Origin of the sequence: Azospirillum sp. TSO35-2 (genome assembly GCF_003116095.1) — a bacterium.
GTDB lineage: Bacteria > Pseudomonadota > Alphaproteobacteria > Azospirillales > Azospirillaceae > Azospirillum.
Map to the genome: position 1 here is coordinate 612058 of NZ_LGRA01000013.1, position 15882 is coordinate 627939.

Here is a 15882-nt window from a genome sequence, read left to right on the forward strand (position 1 = left end):
GGATTGCCATTATTTCGCCAACCAGCGGCGCCAGCCGCCGAAGCCGGTGATGTCCTCCGCGCCGTTCAGCGCGATGGGTTCGCACAGGAAGCCCTTGACGGTGCCGCCATCCTCCAGCGTCACCGTGCCGATCGTCATCGGCGCCGGGACCTCGGCAACGAAGCTGCCGAAGGCGGCCTCGTCCAGCTCCCAGACCTCGATCTCGATCCCGCCGGCCCCGGCCGGGTCGCGCACCAGCCCCGGCTTGGCCGGCGCGGTGCCGGCCAGCGCGTAGAGCCGGTAGCCCGCCGCCGTCCGCGCGGCACGGACCAGCCGGGCGTTGCGGCCGGTGAGCTGGTGGTTCAGCGGCTGCCCGCTCAGATGCGCGCCGACGACGGCCAGCCGGACCATGCCCGGCGCCCGGTCGGTGGTATCGGTTGCGATGGTGTCGAGCGTCGGCCCTTCCGGCAGGCAGCCGGTGGCGCCGATCGGCAGAGCCTGGGCGCGGTGCAGCCGGTCGGCCAGCGCCGCCAGCGCGCCGTCGGCGAAGGCCCGGCCGATCAGCGTCACGCCGAAGGGCAGACCGCCCTTCTCCACCCCGTCGGGCCGGAAGCCGGCCGGCACGGCGATGGCCGACAAATCCATCAGGTTCACGAAGTTGGTGTAATAGCCGAGGTTGCTGTTCAGCCGGACCGGGTCGGCCAGCAGGTCTTCGATGCGGTAGGTCGTGCCGGTGGTCGGCAGCAGCAGCACGTCCATCCTGGCCCACTCCGCCTCGGCCCGGCGGGTCAGTTCGGCCAGCTTGTAAAAGCCGGTGAAGGCATCGGCGGCGCTGATGCCGGCGGCGCCCAGGATGATGCCGCGCACCACCGGGTGGATGCTGTCCGGCTTGGTTTCCGCGAAATCGCGGATGGCGGCCAGCCGCTCCGCCACCCAGGGGCCGGAATAGAGCAGTTGGGCGGCGTCGCGGAAGGGGGTGAAATCCACCTCGACCCGGCTGCCGCCCAGCGCCTCCAGCCGGGCGGCGGCGGCGGTGAACAGGGCGGCGGCGGCTTGGTCGCCGAAGAACTCCAGCCCGTCGCGCGGCACGCCGAAGCGGAAACCCGGCGGCCACGGCGCCGGCTGGACCGCCGAGGGCGGGGCCTTGCGGGAGTAGGCGTCGGTGTCGTCATAAACCCCCGCCACCCGCAGCACCGCCAGGGCGTCGCCCGCGGTGCCGGCGAAGATCGACACGACGTCCTGCGTCCGGCAGGCGGGCAGCACGCCGCTGGTGCTGACCAGCCCCTTGGTCGGCTTCAGCCCGACGACGTTGTTGAAGGCGGCCGGCACCCGGCCCGACCCGGCGGTGTCGGTGCCCAGCGCGAAGCTGACCAGCCCCGCCCCCACCGCGACGCCCGACCCGGCGCTGGACCCGCCCGACACGTAGCGCTCGTCGAACACCGAGGCGCAGGCGCCGTAGGGGGAGCGGGTGCCGACCAGCCCGGTGGCGAACTGGTCCAGGTTGGTCTTGCCGACCAGGATGGCGCCGGCGTCGACCAGCCGCTGCACGACGGTCGCCGACCGCTCCGGCACGAAGGCGAAGTCGGGGCAACCGGCGGTGGTCGGCAGGCCGGCGACGTCGATGTTGTCCTTCACCGCGAAGGGGATGCCGAACAGCGGCAGCTCCGCCCCCGCCGCCTGCCGGGCACGGGCGGCGGCGAGCTGGCGGCCGGCCTCCGCCCGCGGCACCAGATGGATCCACACCGGCCGCTCGCCGCGCGCGGCGATGCGGGCGTAGACGCTGTCCAGCACCGTCTCCGGCGTCAGGGCGCCGGCGGCGTAGCCGGCCGACAGGGCGGCGATTTCCAGGGTCATCGTCATAGAACTCTCCCTCACGCGGCTTCGGGCAGCAGGACGGCCAGGGTCTGGCCCAGCGTCACCGCCTGCCCCTCGGCGCAGCGGATTTCCGCGACGGTGCCGTCCGTCGGCGCGGTCACCGCGATTTCCATCTTCATCGATTCGACGATCAACAGCGGGTCGCCGGCCTTCACCACCCGCCCGGCTTCGGCGGCGATCTTCCAGACGCTGCCGGGCACCGGGCTGGGCACCGCCGCGCCACCGGGGGGCAGGCCGGCGTCGGTGTCGGCCGCGCCGATGTCGGGCGGTTCCGCCGCGGTGACGTTCTGGCCGGCCGCCTCCCACCGCGCGCGCTCCGCCTCGAAGGCGGCCTGTTGGCGCTCCTTGAAGGCGGCGATGCCGTCGCGGTTGTCGTCGAGGAAGCGGCGGTAGTCGGCGAGGCGGAAGGTCTCCTCCTCGATGCGCAGGCTGGCGCGGCCGAGCGGGAAGTCGGCGCGGAACGCCATCAGCTCGTCGTGGCTGACCGGGTGGAAGCGGATCTGGTCGAAATGGCGCAGCAGCCAGGGCTTGCCCGGCTCGAAGGCGTCGGTGGCCTTGTGGGTGTTCCACATCTGGCAGGTGCGGCCGACGAACTGGTAGCCGCCCGGCCCCTCCATGCCATAGACGCACATATAGGCGCCGCCGATGCCCACCGCGTTCTCCGGCGTCCAGGTGCGGGCCGGATTGTATTTGGTGGTGACGAGGCGGTGGCGCGGGTCGACCGGCGTCGCCACCGGCGCGCCGAGATAGACGTCGCCGAGGCCGAGCACGAGATAGCTGGCGTCGAAGACGATGCGCTTCACCGCCTCGACATCGTCCAGCCCGTTGATGCGGCGGATGAACTCGATGTTGCTCGGGCACCAGGGGGCGTCGGCCCGCACCGACTGCATGTATTTGGCGATGGCGAGCCGGGTGGCCTCGTCGTCCCAGGACAGCGGCAGGTGGATGACACGGGTCGGCACCGCCAGATCGTCGATGGCCGCCAGTTCGCCCTCCGCCCCGACCAGCCGGTCGAGCAGCGCCCCGAGCGGTAGGACACGGCTGTCGTAATGGATCTGGAGCGAGCGGATGCCTGGGGTGAGGTCCAGCACCCCCGGCAGTTCCTGCGCCCGCAGCCAGCGCTGGAGTGCGTGGACGCGGAACCGCAAGGTCAGGTCCAGCACAAGCGGGCCGTACTCGACCAGCAGGTATTTGTCGCCGGCCCGGCGGTAGACCACCGCGGGACGGGTGGCGGTCGCGGGAATGCTGTGGAGGATGGGGGTGTCGTTCTGTCCCTCTCCCGCCCCGGGAGAGGGTGGCGCGAAGCGCCGGGTGAGGGGTGTGCAAGGGTCAGGCGCGTGATTCTTGGATACCCCCTCACCCTCCCACGCTTGCGCGTGGGCCCCTCCCTCTCCCGGGGCGGGAGAGGGGGAAAACAGCCCCTCCTGCGCGTCTTCCAGCGCCGCGGCCTCGTCCGTCGTCAGCCGCTTGAAGCGCACCCTGTCCCCCGGCCGCAACTGGCCGATCTTCCACAGCTCGGCGCTGACGATGGTTGCCGGGCAGACGAAGCCGCCCAGGCTGGGGCCGTCCGGTCCCAGGATCACCGGCATGTCGCCGGTGAAGTCGACGGTGCCGATGGCGTAGGCGTTGTCGTGGATGTTGGACGGGTGCAAACCGGCCTCGCCGCCGTCCTTGCGCGCCCAGGCCGGCTTCGGCCCGATCAGGCGGACGCCGGTGCGGCTGGAGTTGTAGTGCACCTCCCAGTCCGCAGCGAAGAAGGTGGCGATGTCCGCGTCGGTGAAGAAGTCCGGCGCGCCGTGCGGGCCATAGAGCACGCCGATCTCCCAGGCGTGGCCATGGACCGGCAGCACCTCATCCGGCAGAACGTCGGCCGGCAGCGGCTCCACCGCGCCCGCCACGGAGCCGCCCAGATGCAGGATATCGCCCGGCAGCAGCGCCCGGCCGCCATGGCCGCCGAACTTGCCCAGCGTGAAGGTCGACTTGCTGCCAAGGTAATCCGGCACGTCCAGCCCGCCCCGCACCAGCAGATAGGCGCGGCAACCGGCGCCGCTGACGGTGCCGATGCGCAAGCTGGCGCCCGCCGGCACGGTGACCGGCCGCCAGAACGGCACCGGCACGCCGTCGATGTCCGCCGGCATCGCCGCGCCGGTCAGGCACACCACCGCCTCCGTGTTGAATCGCAGCGTCGGACCGGACACCGTGATCTCCAGCCCCGCCGCCCCGACCGGGTTGCCCAGCGCCCGGTTGCCGAGCCGGAAGGCCAGCGGGTCCATCGGGCCGGAGGGCGGAACCCCGACCTCCCAATAGCCGACGCGGCCGGGATGGTCCTGCACCGTGGTCAGCGTGCCGGGGGTGACGACCTCCAGGCTGCGCGCGGCGTAGGCGACGGTTTCCAGATAGCGGGTGGTGATGCCGCCGGCGGCGAAGACCGGATCGGCCGCCACCTTCCGCAGATAGCCGAGGTTGGTCTCGATCCCCGACAGCCGGCAGCGCGCCAGCGCGTCGCGCAGCTTGGCCAGCGCGTCGGCCCGGTCGGCGCCATGCACGATCAGCTTGGCGACCAGCGGATCGTAGAAGGGCGTCACCTCGCTGCCGCGCTCCACCCAGGTTTCGACCCGGGCGTCGGCGGGAAACTCCGCCTCGGTCAGGATGCCGGAGCAGGGGCGGAAGTTGCGACCCGGATCCTCGGCGTAGACGCGCACCTGGATCGCGGCACCCTGCGCCGTGCCGGCGTGCTCGGCCAGCGGCAACGCCTCCCCAGCGGCCTGCCGGATCATCCATTCCACCAGATCGATGCCGGTGACCTCCTCGGTCACGCCATGCTCGACCTGAAGCCGGGTGTTGACCTCCAGGAAATACGCCTCGCCGGCCGCGTCGTCATGGACGAACTCCACCGTGCCGGCGGACTGGTAGCCGACGGCGCGGCCCAGCCGCTCCGCCGCGTCGAACAGGTGGCGGCGCAGCGCCTCGGAGATGCCGGGGGCCGGCGTCTCCTCGATGACCTTCTGGTTGCGCCGCTGGGCGGAGCAGTCGCGCTCGCCCAGCGCCACCACGCGGCCACGGCCGTCGCCGAAGATCTGCACCTCGATGTGGCGGGCGCGCTCGACGAACTTTTCCAGATAGACGCCGCCATCCTTGAAGTTGTTGCGCGACAGCCGGCTGACCGCCTCGAACATCGCCTCCAACGTGGCGGGATCGCGGCAGAGCTGCATGCCGATGCCGCCGCCGCCGGCCGTGCTCTTGATCATCACCGGAAAGCCGATGCGCTCGGCCTCCGCCCTGGCGTGACCGGCGTCGCGCAGCAGGCCGCTGCCGGGCGACAGCGGCACGCCGCTGTTCTCCGCCAGGGCGCGGGCGGTGTGCTTCAGGCCGAAGGCGCGCATCTGCTCCGGCGTCGGGCCGATGAAGACGATGCCGGCCGCGGCGCAGGCTTCGGCGAAGCCGGGATTCTCCGACAGGAAGCCATAGCCGGGGTGGATCGCCTCGGCGCCGCTGGCGCGCGCCGCCTCCAGGATGCGGTCGGCGTTCAGGTAGCTCTCCGACACCGCGGCGGGGCCGATGCAGACGGCCTCCCCGGCCAGCGCCACATGCAGGGACTGGGCGTCGGCCTCCGAATGCACAGCGACCGAGGCGATGCCCATACGGTCGAGCGTGCGGATGACGCGACAGGCGATCTCGCCGCGGTTGGCGATCAGGACTTTGCTGAACATGGTTGGTTCCCTCAGGCCTGATCCCAGACCAACACCTCGATGGGCGTCGGGTTGTAATCGTTGCAGGGGTTGTTCAGCTGCGGGCAGTTGGAGATCAGGACGATCACGTCCATCGCCGCCCGCATCTCGACGTATTTGCCGGGGCCGCTGACGCCGTCGGCGAAGGTCAGGCCGCCGTCGGGCGTGACCGGCACGTTCATGAAGAAGTTGATGTTGTGGGTGATGTCGCGCTTGGTCAGGCCGAAGTGCTCGTTCTCCGCCACCGCCAGCATCCAGCTGTCGCGGCAGGCGTGCATGCACTTCTTTTCCAAGGCGTAGCGCACCGTGTTGCTTTCGGTGGCGCAGGCGCCGCCCAGCGTGTCGTGGCGGCCGACCGTGTCGGCGACGATCTGCAGCATCGGGTTGCCCAGGCTCGACATCAGCGTGGTGCCGACCGACAGGTAGACGTTGCGCTGCTCGCGGATGGTGTCGACGGCGCTGTAGCGCTCCGCCGGGTCGGCGGCGCTGTAGAACAGCGTGTCGGCGGCCTGGTTGCCCTCCAGGTCGACGATGCGGAGGGTCTGGCCGCGGCGGACCACCTCCATCCAGTAATCGCCGGCCGGAACGGTCTTGCGGTAAACGGCGGCGGCGGGCGCGAGGGTGCTCTCGGTGATCATCGGTGCCGCTCCCTCAGCCGCAGAGGTGATAGAGGTGGGTGTTGGCGAAGCCGCGTTCGTTCTCCGGACGCGAGCGTTTGCAGCGGTCGTCGTCGGCCACCGGATCGGCCTTGCGGAGCTGGTAGACGACCGGCTTGCGCGGGTAGTCGGCGGCGGGATCGAGGGGGTGCGGGCAAGTGTGGAGCAGCACCAGCGTATCCATCTCGAACCGCAGGTCGACATGGGCGCCGGCCTTGGCGTGGGCGGGGTCGAAGACCAGCGTGCCGCCCTCCTCCGTGCCGACCTTGCTGAACCAGTTGACGTTGGCGGCGAGGTCGCGGCGGCCCAGCCCGTGCTTGGCGGCTTCCACCAGGAAGCTGTCATGGCCGTTCAGCGTCCAGTCGTTGCGGTGCTCCTGGTAGCCCTTGTGGCCCCAGCGCTCGGCCACCAGCGCCTTGGTGGAATTGCCGCACACGGTGTCGTGCCAGCCCGACGTGTCCTCGACGATGGAGCAGAAGATGCGGCCCATGTCGGAATAGAGGCAGTGGCCGGCCGTCAGCTTGAAGGTGTGCTGGCACTTCAGCGTGTCGGGCGCGTTGTAGCGCTCCAGCGGGTTCTGCGGGTTGTAGAACAGCATGCCGACATTGGCGCCGCCCTCGCGGTCGATCAGGCGCAGGACGGTGCCGCGCCGGACGGTGAGCGACCAATGCTTCCCGCCGGGGATCTCGTCTTCATAAAGGACGTCTTGGCTGTCCACGGACTTGCTCCTTCCCGTGCCGGGCCGTCCCGGCAAAGGCTCCAGGCGCGGCCCGATCGGGACCACGGGCCGGGTCGTCCCGGCCGGAGCATCGGTCGAAGGAGGAATGCAGGCGTAGCGGGGAAGTCCCACCGGGGCTGCACGCCTCCGTGTTCGGAACCTCCCGGGCTTTTGTCCCGCCGTGTGCCCGTCCGCTGTTCACCGGACGGGTCGCCGCTCTCGGACCAGCCACCGGGGCGCATGCGATGCATCCCGGCCGGAACCCTAGCGGCATTTCACAGTGTGCTTTGCAACGGTGATGCCAAAGCCGGCAGCCCCAAGGATTCCGGCGATTCCGGCACCGATGGCCGGCGTGCGCCGACCGTTCGGCGGGGTTGGGCGCACAAGGTTTGATCAGCGCCGCCCAAACGCTGGGCAACACCACCGACTCAGACGCGCCGCGCCAAGCCGCCCTTCAGCTTCAGCACATAGGTGATGACCTCCGCCACCGCCTGGTAATGCTGGAGCGGGATGACCGCGTCGACCTCCGCCGACGCGTGCAGCGCGCGGGCGAGCGGCGGGTTCTCGACGATGGGAATGCCGTTTTCCTCGGCAACCGCCCGGATGCGCAGGGCGATCAGGTCGGCGCCCTTGGCCAGGCAGACCGGCGCCGCCATCCGGCCGCGCTCATACTCCAGCGCGACGGCGAAGTGGGTCGGGTTGGTGACGACCACCGTCGCCCGCGGCACGTTCGCCATCATCCGCTTCTTCGACCGCGAGCGGCGGATCTCCTTCAGCCGGGCCTTGGCGTTGGGGTCGCCTTCGATCTGCTTGTACTCGTCCTTGATCTCCTGGTGGCTCATGCGCAGGCGCTTGCGCCATTCCAGCCGGTTCCACAGCACGTCGACCACGGCCATCAGGACGGTCGCCAGCACGACGGCCAGCAGAAGCCGCAGGGTCACGTCCCGCAGCAGGTTGGGCAATCCGGCGACGTCCATGCCCACAGTATCCTCCGTCCATGCGATGTAGGGCGCCAGTGCGTGCCACGCCGCCGCGCTGATGATGACGAGCTTGACCAGACTCTTCAGGAACTCGACCAGCGCCGGCCGGCCGGCGATCCGCTTCCAGCCCGCGGCCGGCGACAGGTGCGACAGCTTGGGCTGGATGCGGTCGCTGGCGACGACGAACGGCCCCTGCCCCAGCGCCGACACCACCACCCCGGCCAGCAGGATGCCCAGCACCGGCAGCAGCGCCAGCGCGGTGCCGCCGATCAGCCAGTAGAGGCTGTGGATCACGTCGATCGGGCTGCCGTCGATCCGCAGATCGTCGGGATTCTCGATCAGCGGCAACAGCAGGGCCGACAGCCGCGCCGCCGTCCCCGGCGCGGCCATCAGCACGATCACCCAGGCCGCCAGCATCGCCGCCAGCAGGCCGACGTCGCGGGCGCGCGGGACGTCGCCCTTCTCCATCGCCTCGCGCAGGCGTTTTTCGGTCGGTTCCTCGGTCTTCTGCTCGTCGTCCTGTTCGGCCATGCCCTTACGACCCCGACAGCCAGCCGCCCAGCGCGGCGGCGAAGCCGGTCAGGATCGCGCCGGCGGTCACCATGAACAGCGCCAGCCCGACCATCAGGACGCCCGGCGTGCCGACGAAATAGACCGGCATCGCCGGCATGACGCGGTTGATCAGCCCCAAAGCCAGGTTGACCACCAGCCCATAGACGATGAAGGGCGCCGCCAGCCCGACCGCCAGCCGGAAGGTGTCGGCCGCCAGTTGCGAGAAGCGTCCGGCGATCACCCCGATCTCGGGAAACTCGGTCACCGGCCAGGAGCCGTAGGAGCGGGCGATGGCGCCGATCATCAGGTAATGCACGTCCGTTGCGAACAGCATCGCCAGCCCGCCGATCAAGAGGATGCCGGACAGCACCGACCCGCCCTCGAAGCCGGCGGCGTTGAGCGAGAAGGGGTTGCTGAGCCCGATCACCTGCGCCGCCAGCGCCCCGGTGGTCTGCAACGCCGCCATGAACAGCTTCGCCCCGGCGCCGAGATAGGCGCCGATCAGCGCCTCGCCGGCGAAAACCCGCAGCATCTCCAGCGGATCGTCCGGCAGGCGGTCCGGCAGGCCGTCGACGCTCGGCAGCAGGATCAGCGTGACGACCAGCGCCAGCGCCGCCCGCACCCGCATCGGCACCGCGTTCTCGCCGAACCCCGGCAGCAGCCCGATCGCCGCGGCGACCCGCGCCAGCACGACGAAGGCCCGGTAGATCTCGACCGACAGCATCTGGCTCAGCGGGTCCATGGCGCGGCTCCGCTCACACCTGATCCACGGTCTTGAGCGACGCCTTGCGGTGCAGTTCGGCGTGGCTCAGCACCGGGGTCATCGGGCTGACCCGCTCCAGCAGCGACCGCACGAAGGGCCGCACCTCCGCCCCGACCAGCAGGGCGGGCCAGGTGTGCGGGGTGGCGTGCTTCTGGATCTTCAGCCGCACCGCGGTCAGGAACTCCTGCACCTGGCTGGGCGGCATGGCGAAGCGGCGGTCGTCGCCCTCGGTGACGATGCTCTCGATCAGCGCCTGTTCCCACTGCGGCGTCAGCGCGATGACCGGCACGAAGCCGTCCGGCCCGGTCAGCCCCTGGCAGATCTGCTGCCCCAGCCGCATCCGCACATGCTCGGTGATCAGGGTGATGTGGCGGGTCCAGCCGACCGCCTCGGCCACCGCCTCGACGATGGCGGGCAGGTTGCGGATCGACACCCGTTCGGCCAGCAGCGACTGCAGCACCCGCTGCAGCACGACCAGCGAGATCTGGCTCGGCACCATGTCGTTGATCAGCTTCTGGTACTCGCGCCCCACCCCGTCCAGCAGCTTCTGCAGGGCGGCGAAGGTCAGCAGGACCGGCAGATGGTCCTTGATCACCTCGGTCAGATGGGTGGTGATGACGCTCTCCGGGTCGACGACGGTGTAGCCCTTGGCCACCGCCTCCTCGTGGCGGGCCGGGTCGATCCATTTGGCCTGGAGGCCGAAGGTCGGCTCGCGCGTCGGGTCGCCGGCGATCTCCGGCACGGCGCCGCCGGTCGGGTCGATGGCGAGCAGATGCTTCGGCCGCACCTCGCCCTTCGCCGCCTCCACCCCCATGATGCTGATGACGTAGCTCTTGGGCGGCAGGAAGCTGGAATCCTTGATGCGCACCGACGGCAGGATGAAGCCGAATTCGGTGGCGAAGCGCTTGCGCAGCGTCTTCACCTTGGTGGTCAGCGGGCCGTTCTTGTTCAGGATCAGCGGCACCAGATGGTTGCCGACCTCGACCTTCACGTCGTCGACCTTCAGCATGTCCTCCACCGCCTCGTCCGGGGCGGCGGCAGGGGGCTTGCGGCTTTCCTCCAGCTTGGCGAGCGCCGCGGCGCGGGCCTTGCGGCGCGGCGCGTACCAGCCCAGCACGGCGAAGCCGATGCCGATGGCGAGGAAGGGCGCCAGCGGCAGGCCGGGCGTCAGCGCCAGCGCGCCGAGCAGGCCGGAGGCCACCATCAGCGCCTTGGGATAGGCGCCGAGCTGGTCGATGACCGCCTTTTCCGCCGACCCGACGTTGCCGCCCTTGGTGACCAGCAGGCCGGCGGCCAGCGACACCACCAGCGCCGGGATCTGGGTCGCCAGCCCGTCGCCCACCGTCAGGATGGTGTAGTTGGCGGCGGCGCGGTCGAAGCTCATGCCCTTCTGGGCGATGCCGATCGCCATGCCGCCCAGCACGTTGATCGCCGTGATGATCAGGCCGGCCACCGCGTCGCCGCGCACGAACTTCGACGCGCCGTCCATCGCGCCGTAGAAGGTGCTCTCGTCCTCCAGCTCCTTGCGCCGGCGCCGGGCCTCCATCTCGTCGATCATGCCGGCGGACAGGTCGGCGTCGATCGCCATCTGCTTACCGGGGATGGCGTCGAGGGTGAAGCGGGCGCCGACCTCGGCGATGCGGGTGGCGCCCTTGGTGATGACGACGAAGTTGATGACCACCAGGATGCAGAAGATCACCACCCCGATGACGAAGTTGCCGCCCATCACGAATTGGCTGAAGCCCTGGATCACATGGCCGGCGGCGGCGCTGCCGCTGTGCCCCTCGCTCAGGATCAGCCGGGTCGAGGCGATGTTCAGCGCCAGCCGCAGCATGGTGACGACCAGCAGCACCGTCGGGAAGGACGAGAAGTCCAGCGGCCGCGGAATCCACAGCGACACCATCAGGACCAGCACCGCGACCGAGAAGGACAGCGCCAGCCCGAGATCGAGGAACCAGGAGGGCACCGGCAGGAACAGCACCGCCAGCACCAGCACGATGCCGACCGCAAACAGCACGTCGCGGTTCGCCAGGCCGATGTCGCCGATCAGGCCGAACCGGCTGCGGACGTGATCCGTGAAGGTCATGATGTTCCGAAGGGGTTCGAGTGGGAAACCGGGCGTCGGACGCCACCATAAGGCGCCGCGGTAAAACCGGGATTTAAAGCCCTAGCGGTGGGTGTCCGGCAACAGCGGGCGCGAAGGCCCGTCGGCGAACAGGCCGGACAGGAAGGACAGCCGGCCGCGCTCCGCCTTGGTCCAGACCGGCGTCGCCCCAATCGGGCCGGCGGCCAGCGTTTCCAGATAGCCGAGCGCGCCGGCGACCCAGCGCAGGTTGCCGGTCACCCGCTGGCGGTAGGCCTCGCCGCGTTCGGACTGGGCGGAATGGTAGCGCGCGATGGCGGTGTCGAGCGAGCCGTGGTCGCGCCGCAGCGCCGACAGGAAGCCGGCCGCGTAGCGCGCGTTGGCGACCGGATCGAAGGCGGTGGCGAGGTCGGGGAAGGCGTCGGGGTGCCAGCGCAGATTGACCTGCAGGCAGCCGACGTCGATCGACGACACCCCGCGCGCCTGCGTCGCCCGCACGAAGGCGATGGCGTCGTCGCGCGTGGCGAAGTAATGCGACTGGCCTTCGGTGTTGACCGTCCAGGGCCAGGCGGTGAACAGGCGGTCTTCCGTCCGCCGTCCGGATTCGGTGAAGCCCATCGCCAGCAGCAGATGGTCGGTGATGCCGGCCGTCTTTTCCGCGTCCAGGATGGCGGCGATGCACTGCGCCTCCGCCGGCAGGTTTCCACGCGACCGTGCCGCGGGAGGCGGCGTCGGTGCGGCGTAGAGCGCGGTGCTCCACACGCCGATCTGCGAGGTCGCCGCCCCGGCCGGCGCCCCCAGAAGAGCCGGCGTCAGCAGGGACAGCGCCACCGGCAGCCAGAGGGAGGGGCGTTTGCGCATCCCGCTACTCGATGGCGACGATCAGGTCGCTCAGCCGCTCGGCGTAGCCGGCGAGCGTGCCGTACATGAAGGGCAGCGCCAGCACCGTCACGGTCAGGATCGCCACGATCTTCGGCACGAAGGTCAGCGTCATCTCCTGCACCTGGGTCAGGGCCTGGACCAGCGAAATGGCGACGCCAACCACCACCGCGACGATCAGCGGCGGCGCTGCGACCAGCAGGGTCGTCCAGATGCCGCTGCGCAGCACCTCAAGCACGTCGGCCTGGTTCATGGCGCGTCCTTCCGATCGGCGTTACACGGCGATCCGCATGATTTCCTGATAGGCCTGGACCATCTTGTCGCGGATGGCGACGACGCTCTGCACCGTCATCTCGGCGGCCAGCACCGAGCGGACGACGTCCTGCGCGCTGGCCTTGCCGGCGACGGCGGCCATCGACACCCGCTCGCTCTCCTTCAGCGTGCCGACCGCCTGGGTGATCGACTGGTCGAGGAAGTTGCCGAAGTCGGTGTCCGCGCTGGCGCCGACGGCGTTGCCGCCCAGCGCCGATGGCGCGGCGCCGAGCGTCGATTGCGTCTCCGCGAGGCTGGTGGGGGCGAGGCTGGTGGGGGCGAGGCCGCTGGGGGCCGGGCTGCGGTTGGCGGCGTAGGCGGCGGCGACGCGGCCGACGGACATCTCGATCATGAAGGGATTCCTCAGCTGCGCAGCAGGTCGACGACGCGGTTCATCATGGCGCGCGACTGCTCGATGACGTTCATGCTCGCCTCGAAGGCGCGACCGGCCTCGCGCATGTCCATCATCTCGATCATCGGCTGGACGTTCGGACGCTTGACGTAGCCCTTGTCGTCCGCCGCCGGGTGGGAGGGGTCGTAGGCGAGCTGGAAATCGCTGCGGTCGCGGCCGATCTGCTTGACCCTCACCAGCTCGGCCCCCGACGCGCGGTCCATCAGGCTGTCGAAGGACACCGTCTTGCGGCGGTAGGGGTCGCCGCCCTTGGTGGTGGCGGTGCTGTCGGCGTTGGCCAGGTTCTCGGCAACCACGCGCAGCCGGGTCGATTGGGCCTGGAGGCCGGCACCGGCGATCTTCAGCGTGGCGCCGAGCGTGTCGTTCATCATGGTCGTCTCCAAACTCAGAGCTGCGAGCTTCAAGCCGCGTCAGCCGTTGCGCCACGCCATGCGCAGCATCTGCACGTTGCGCTGGAACAGGCTGGTGGTCAGCGCGAAGGCGTCGCGGGTTTCGCTGCCCTTGATCATCTCCTGCTCCAGCGACACCGCGTTGCCGGACGGCGTCGATTCCCACAGGCCGGCCTGGCCGGCCTCGCGGAAGGGCGTCGCCGGACGGGTGCTGGCCAGATGCAGCGCCGAGGTCTGCGCGGTCTCCACCGGGCGGATGCCGTCCATCGCCTTGTCGAAGGCCTTCAAGTCACGCGACAGATAGTCGGGCGTGTTGGCGTTCACGACATTCTCGGCGATCAGCTTCTGACGCTGCGCCAGATAGTCCATGCGCGCCCCGGCCAGCTCGAAGAAACCAATTTTAGCCAAATCCATTACGGCCTCGTTCCACCACATCTTCAGGAACACAAGACCGGACGGTGAACCCGCCCGTTTAAAACCGGATTTAAATTCCCTGCCCTATGCTGACGCCGGCAACGATGAGCCATGACCCGGACAGGAGACACCGCCGATGCGCGCCCTCGCCACCCTCGCGGCGGAGATCGAACGGGTGCCGACACGGCGCTGGCGCGGCGAGATCCGCGCGGCGGCCGGCATGACGCTGGAGGTCGACGGCCTGCAGCGCGTGCTGTCGGTCGGCGACAAGTGCCACGCCGAAACGGTACGCGGCGGCCGTGTGCTGTGCGAGACCATCGGGTTCCGCAACGGCCGTTCGCTGCTGATGGCCTTCGACAGCCTGGACGGCGTGGCGGAGGGATGCAGCGTCGTCACCGACGACACCGCCTTCACCCTGCAGCCGGGGCGCGGCTGGCTCGGCCGGGTGGTCGACGCGCTGGGCCAGCCGATCGACGGCAAGGGTCCCCTGCGCAACGGCGAACACCCGCGCAACCTGCGCCAGGCGCCGCCGCCGGCCTGCGCCCGCCGCCGCGTCGGCGCGCGGCTGGACAGCGGCATCCGGGTGATCGACAGCTTCGTGCCGCTGTGCCATGGCCAGCGGCTCGGGGTCTTCGCCGGATCGGGTGTCGGCAAATCGACGCTGCTGGCGATGGTCGCCCGCCACGCCGAGGCCGACGCCATCGTGATCGGTCTGGTCGGCGAGCGTGGCCGCGAGGTGCGCGAGTTCATCCAGGACGATCTGGGGCCCGAAGGGCTGGCCCGCTCGGTGGTGGTGGTCGCGACCTCCGACGAGCCGCCGCTGATGCGCCGGCAGGCGGCGCTGCTGTCGATGGCGGTGGCGGAGGAACTGCGCGACCAGGGCCTCCATGTGCTGTGCCTGATGGACAGCGTCACCCGCTTCGCCATGGCCCAGCGCGAGATCGGCCTGGCCGCCGGCGAACCGCCCACCGCGAAAAGCTACCCCCCCAGCGTCTTCGCCGAGTTGCCCCGCCTGCTGGAACGCGCCGGCCCCGGCCCCGAGGGCACCGGCCCCGCGGAAAACAGCGGCGACATCACCGCCATCTTCACCGTGCTGGTCGACGGCGACGACCATGACGAGCCGATCGCCGACGCGGTGCGCGGCATCCTCGACGGCCATCTGGTGCTTGACCGCAAGATCGCCGAGCAGGGCCGCTATCCGGCGGTCAACCTGCTGCGCAGCGTGTCGCGCACCCTGCCCGGCTGCCACAGCCCGGCGGAGAACCGCATCGTCGGCCGCGCCCGCGCGCTGGCCGCCACCTACGACGGCATGCGGGAGATGATCCGGCTCGGCGCCTACAAGCGCGGCACCGATCCGGAGGTCGACGCCGCCATCGACCTGCACCCGCGGCTGGAGGAGTTCCTGCGCCAGGGCAAGGAAGCCCCCACCCCCTCCGCCGCCAGTTTCGCGCATCTCGACGCGCTGCTCGCCACCCTTGGAGACCACCCATGAGCGTCAACACCCGACTGGCCGCCCAGGCGGTCTCACCGCCCACAGCCCAGGCGGTTTCGCCGGCCAAGGCCACACCCCGCCCCGGCACGCCAGACGAGGAGGCCGAGACCTTCGCCGACCGGATGAGCGTCGGGTTCGAGGATCTGATCGACGTGGTGAATCCGTTGCAGCAATTGCCGGTGGTGTCGTCGATCTACCGCGAGGCGACCGGCGAGAGCATTTCCATCCCGGCCCGGCTGGCCGGTGGCTTCCTGTTCGGCGGACCGGCGGGATTGATCGGCAGCGCCGCGATGGTGGCGTTCGAGGAGATCACCGGCGACAGCGTACTGGGCCATCTCGCCAGCCTGCTGGACGATGCCGGCACCGAGGGCGGCACCGCGGTGGCGCAGGCGGCGACCGGAACCCCGACGGCCCCCCTGCCCTGGCTGAAGGCCGACGGCGCCGACGCCGAGCCGTCGCTCCCCTCCGTCCCCTCGCTGGCCGAAGCGCTGCGGCGCGGGACCGCGGCCACCGCCGCGACGGCGCCCGATGCATCGATGGCCACCGCGCCGACGACCGAACGCCCGGCGCCGCAGTTGCTGGCGAAGCTCTATTCGATGGAGGCGACCACGAAAGCCGGCAGCCCCGGCGAAACCAGAAGCCGGCTCTGA

14 protein-coding genes and 1 riboswitch are annotated in these 15882 nt (G+C 70.4%); of the genes, 2 read left to right on the forward strand and 12 right to left on the reverse strand.

The window, feature by feature from the left end; genetic code table 11:
• Window positions 1-9: 9 nt before the first annotated feature.
• From atzF to TSO352_RS10155, 12 genes are all read right to left on the reverse strand, one after another.
• Window positions 10-1839, reverse strand: a complete 1830-nt coding sequence (atzF, locus tag TSO352_RS10100; RefSeq protein ID WP_109107194.1) for an allophanate hydrolase — start codon at window positions 1837-1839, stop codon at window positions 10-12.
• Between the two features lie 11 nt (window positions 1840-1850).
• A complete protein-coding gene (locus tag TSO352_RS10105) occupies window positions 1851-5564 on the reverse strand; it encodes a 5-oxoprolinase/urea amidolyase family protein (protein ID WP_109107195.1) in 3714 nt (1237 codons plus the stop codon).
• An 11-nt stretch (window positions 5565-5575) separates the two neighbouring features.
• Complete coding sequence (locus TSO352_RS10110) at window positions 5576-6220, reverse strand: urea amidolyase associated protein UAAP2 (protein WP_109107196.1); 645 nt, start codon at window positions 6218-6220, stop codon at window positions 5576-5578.
• A 13-nt stretch (window positions 6221-6233) separates the two neighbouring features.
• Complete coding sequence (locus TSO352_RS10115) at window positions 6234-6956, reverse strand: urea amidolyase associated protein UAAP1 (RefSeq protein WP_109107197.1); 723 nt, start codon at window positions 6954-6956, stop codon at window positions 6234-6236.
• 158 nt (window positions 6957-7114) lie between these two features.
• Window positions 7115-7235: riboswitch (guanidine-I (ykkC/yxkD leader) on the reverse strand.
• A 149-nt stretch (window positions 7236-7384) separates the two neighbouring features.
• A complete protein-coding gene (gene flhB / locus TSO352_RS10120) occupies window positions 7385-8467 on the reverse strand; it encodes a flagellar biosynthesis protein FlhB (protein WP_109107198.1) in 1083 nt (360 codons plus the stop codon).
• Between the two features lie 4 nt (window positions 8468-8471).
• Window positions 8472-9230: a flagellar biosynthetic protein FliR gene (locus TSO352_RS10125; RefSeq protein WP_109107199.1), complete on the reverse strand. Its 759-nt coding sequence runs from the start codon at window positions 9228-9230 to the stop codon at window positions 8472-8474.
• A gap of 13 nt (window positions 9231-9243) precedes the next feature.
• Window positions 9244-11337 carry a flagellar biosynthesis protein FlhA gene (gene flhA / locus TSO352_RS10130; protein ID WP_109107200.1) on the reverse strand — a complete coding sequence of 698 codons (2094 nt, stop codon included), beginning with the start codon at window positions 11335-11337 and terminating at the stop codon, window positions 9244-9246.
• 81 nt (window positions 11338-11418) lie between these two features.
• Window positions 11419-12195 (reverse strand): lytic transglycosylase domain-containing protein, encoded by a 777-nt coding sequence (locus tag TSO352_RS10135; protein WP_247872012.1) that lies wholly within the window; start codon window positions 12193-12195, stop codon window positions 11419-11421.
• 4 nt (window positions 12196-12199) lie between these two features.
• A complete protein-coding gene (gene fliQ / locus TSO352_RS10140) occupies window positions 12200-12466 on the reverse strand; it encodes a flagellar biosynthesis protein FliQ (RefSeq protein ID WP_109107201.1) in 267 nt (88 codons plus the stop codon).
• A 21-nt stretch (window positions 12467-12487) separates the two neighbouring features.
• Window positions 12488-12877: a flagellar hook-basal body complex protein FliE gene (locus tag TSO352_RS10145; RefSeq protein WP_109107202.1), complete on the reverse strand. Its 390-nt coding sequence runs from the start codon at window positions 12875-12877 to the stop codon at window positions 12488-12490.
• Between the two features lie 11 nt (window positions 12878-12888).
• Window positions 12889-13308: a flagellar basal body rod protein FlgC gene (gene flgC / locus TSO352_RS10150; protein ID WP_109107203.1), complete on the reverse strand. Its 420-nt coding sequence runs from the start codon at window positions 13306-13308 to the stop codon at window positions 12889-12891.
• 39 nt (window positions 13309-13347) lie between these two features.
• Window positions 13348-13740 (reverse strand): flagellar biosynthesis protein FlgG, encoded by a 393-nt coding sequence (locus tag TSO352_RS10155; RefSeq protein WP_109107204.1) that lies wholly within the window; start codon window positions 13738-13740, stop codon window positions 13348-13350.
• A 136-nt stretch (window positions 13741-13876) separates the two neighbouring features.
• On the opposite strand from TSO352_RS10155, the gene fliI reads away from it, so the two are divergent.
• Window positions 13877-15232, forward strand: coding sequence for a flagellar protein export ATPase FliI (gene fliI / locus TSO352_RS10160; RefSeq protein ID WP_109107205.1), 1356 nt, complete (start codon window positions 13877-13879; stop codon window positions 15230-15232).
• On the forward strand, window positions 15229-15882 hold the full coding sequence (locus tag TSO352_RS10165) for a hypothetical protein (RefSeq protein WP_109107206.1): 654 nt from the start codon (window positions 15229-15231) through the stop codon (window positions 15880-15882). Before fliI ends, TSO352_RS10165 begins: the two co-directional genes overlap by 4 nt.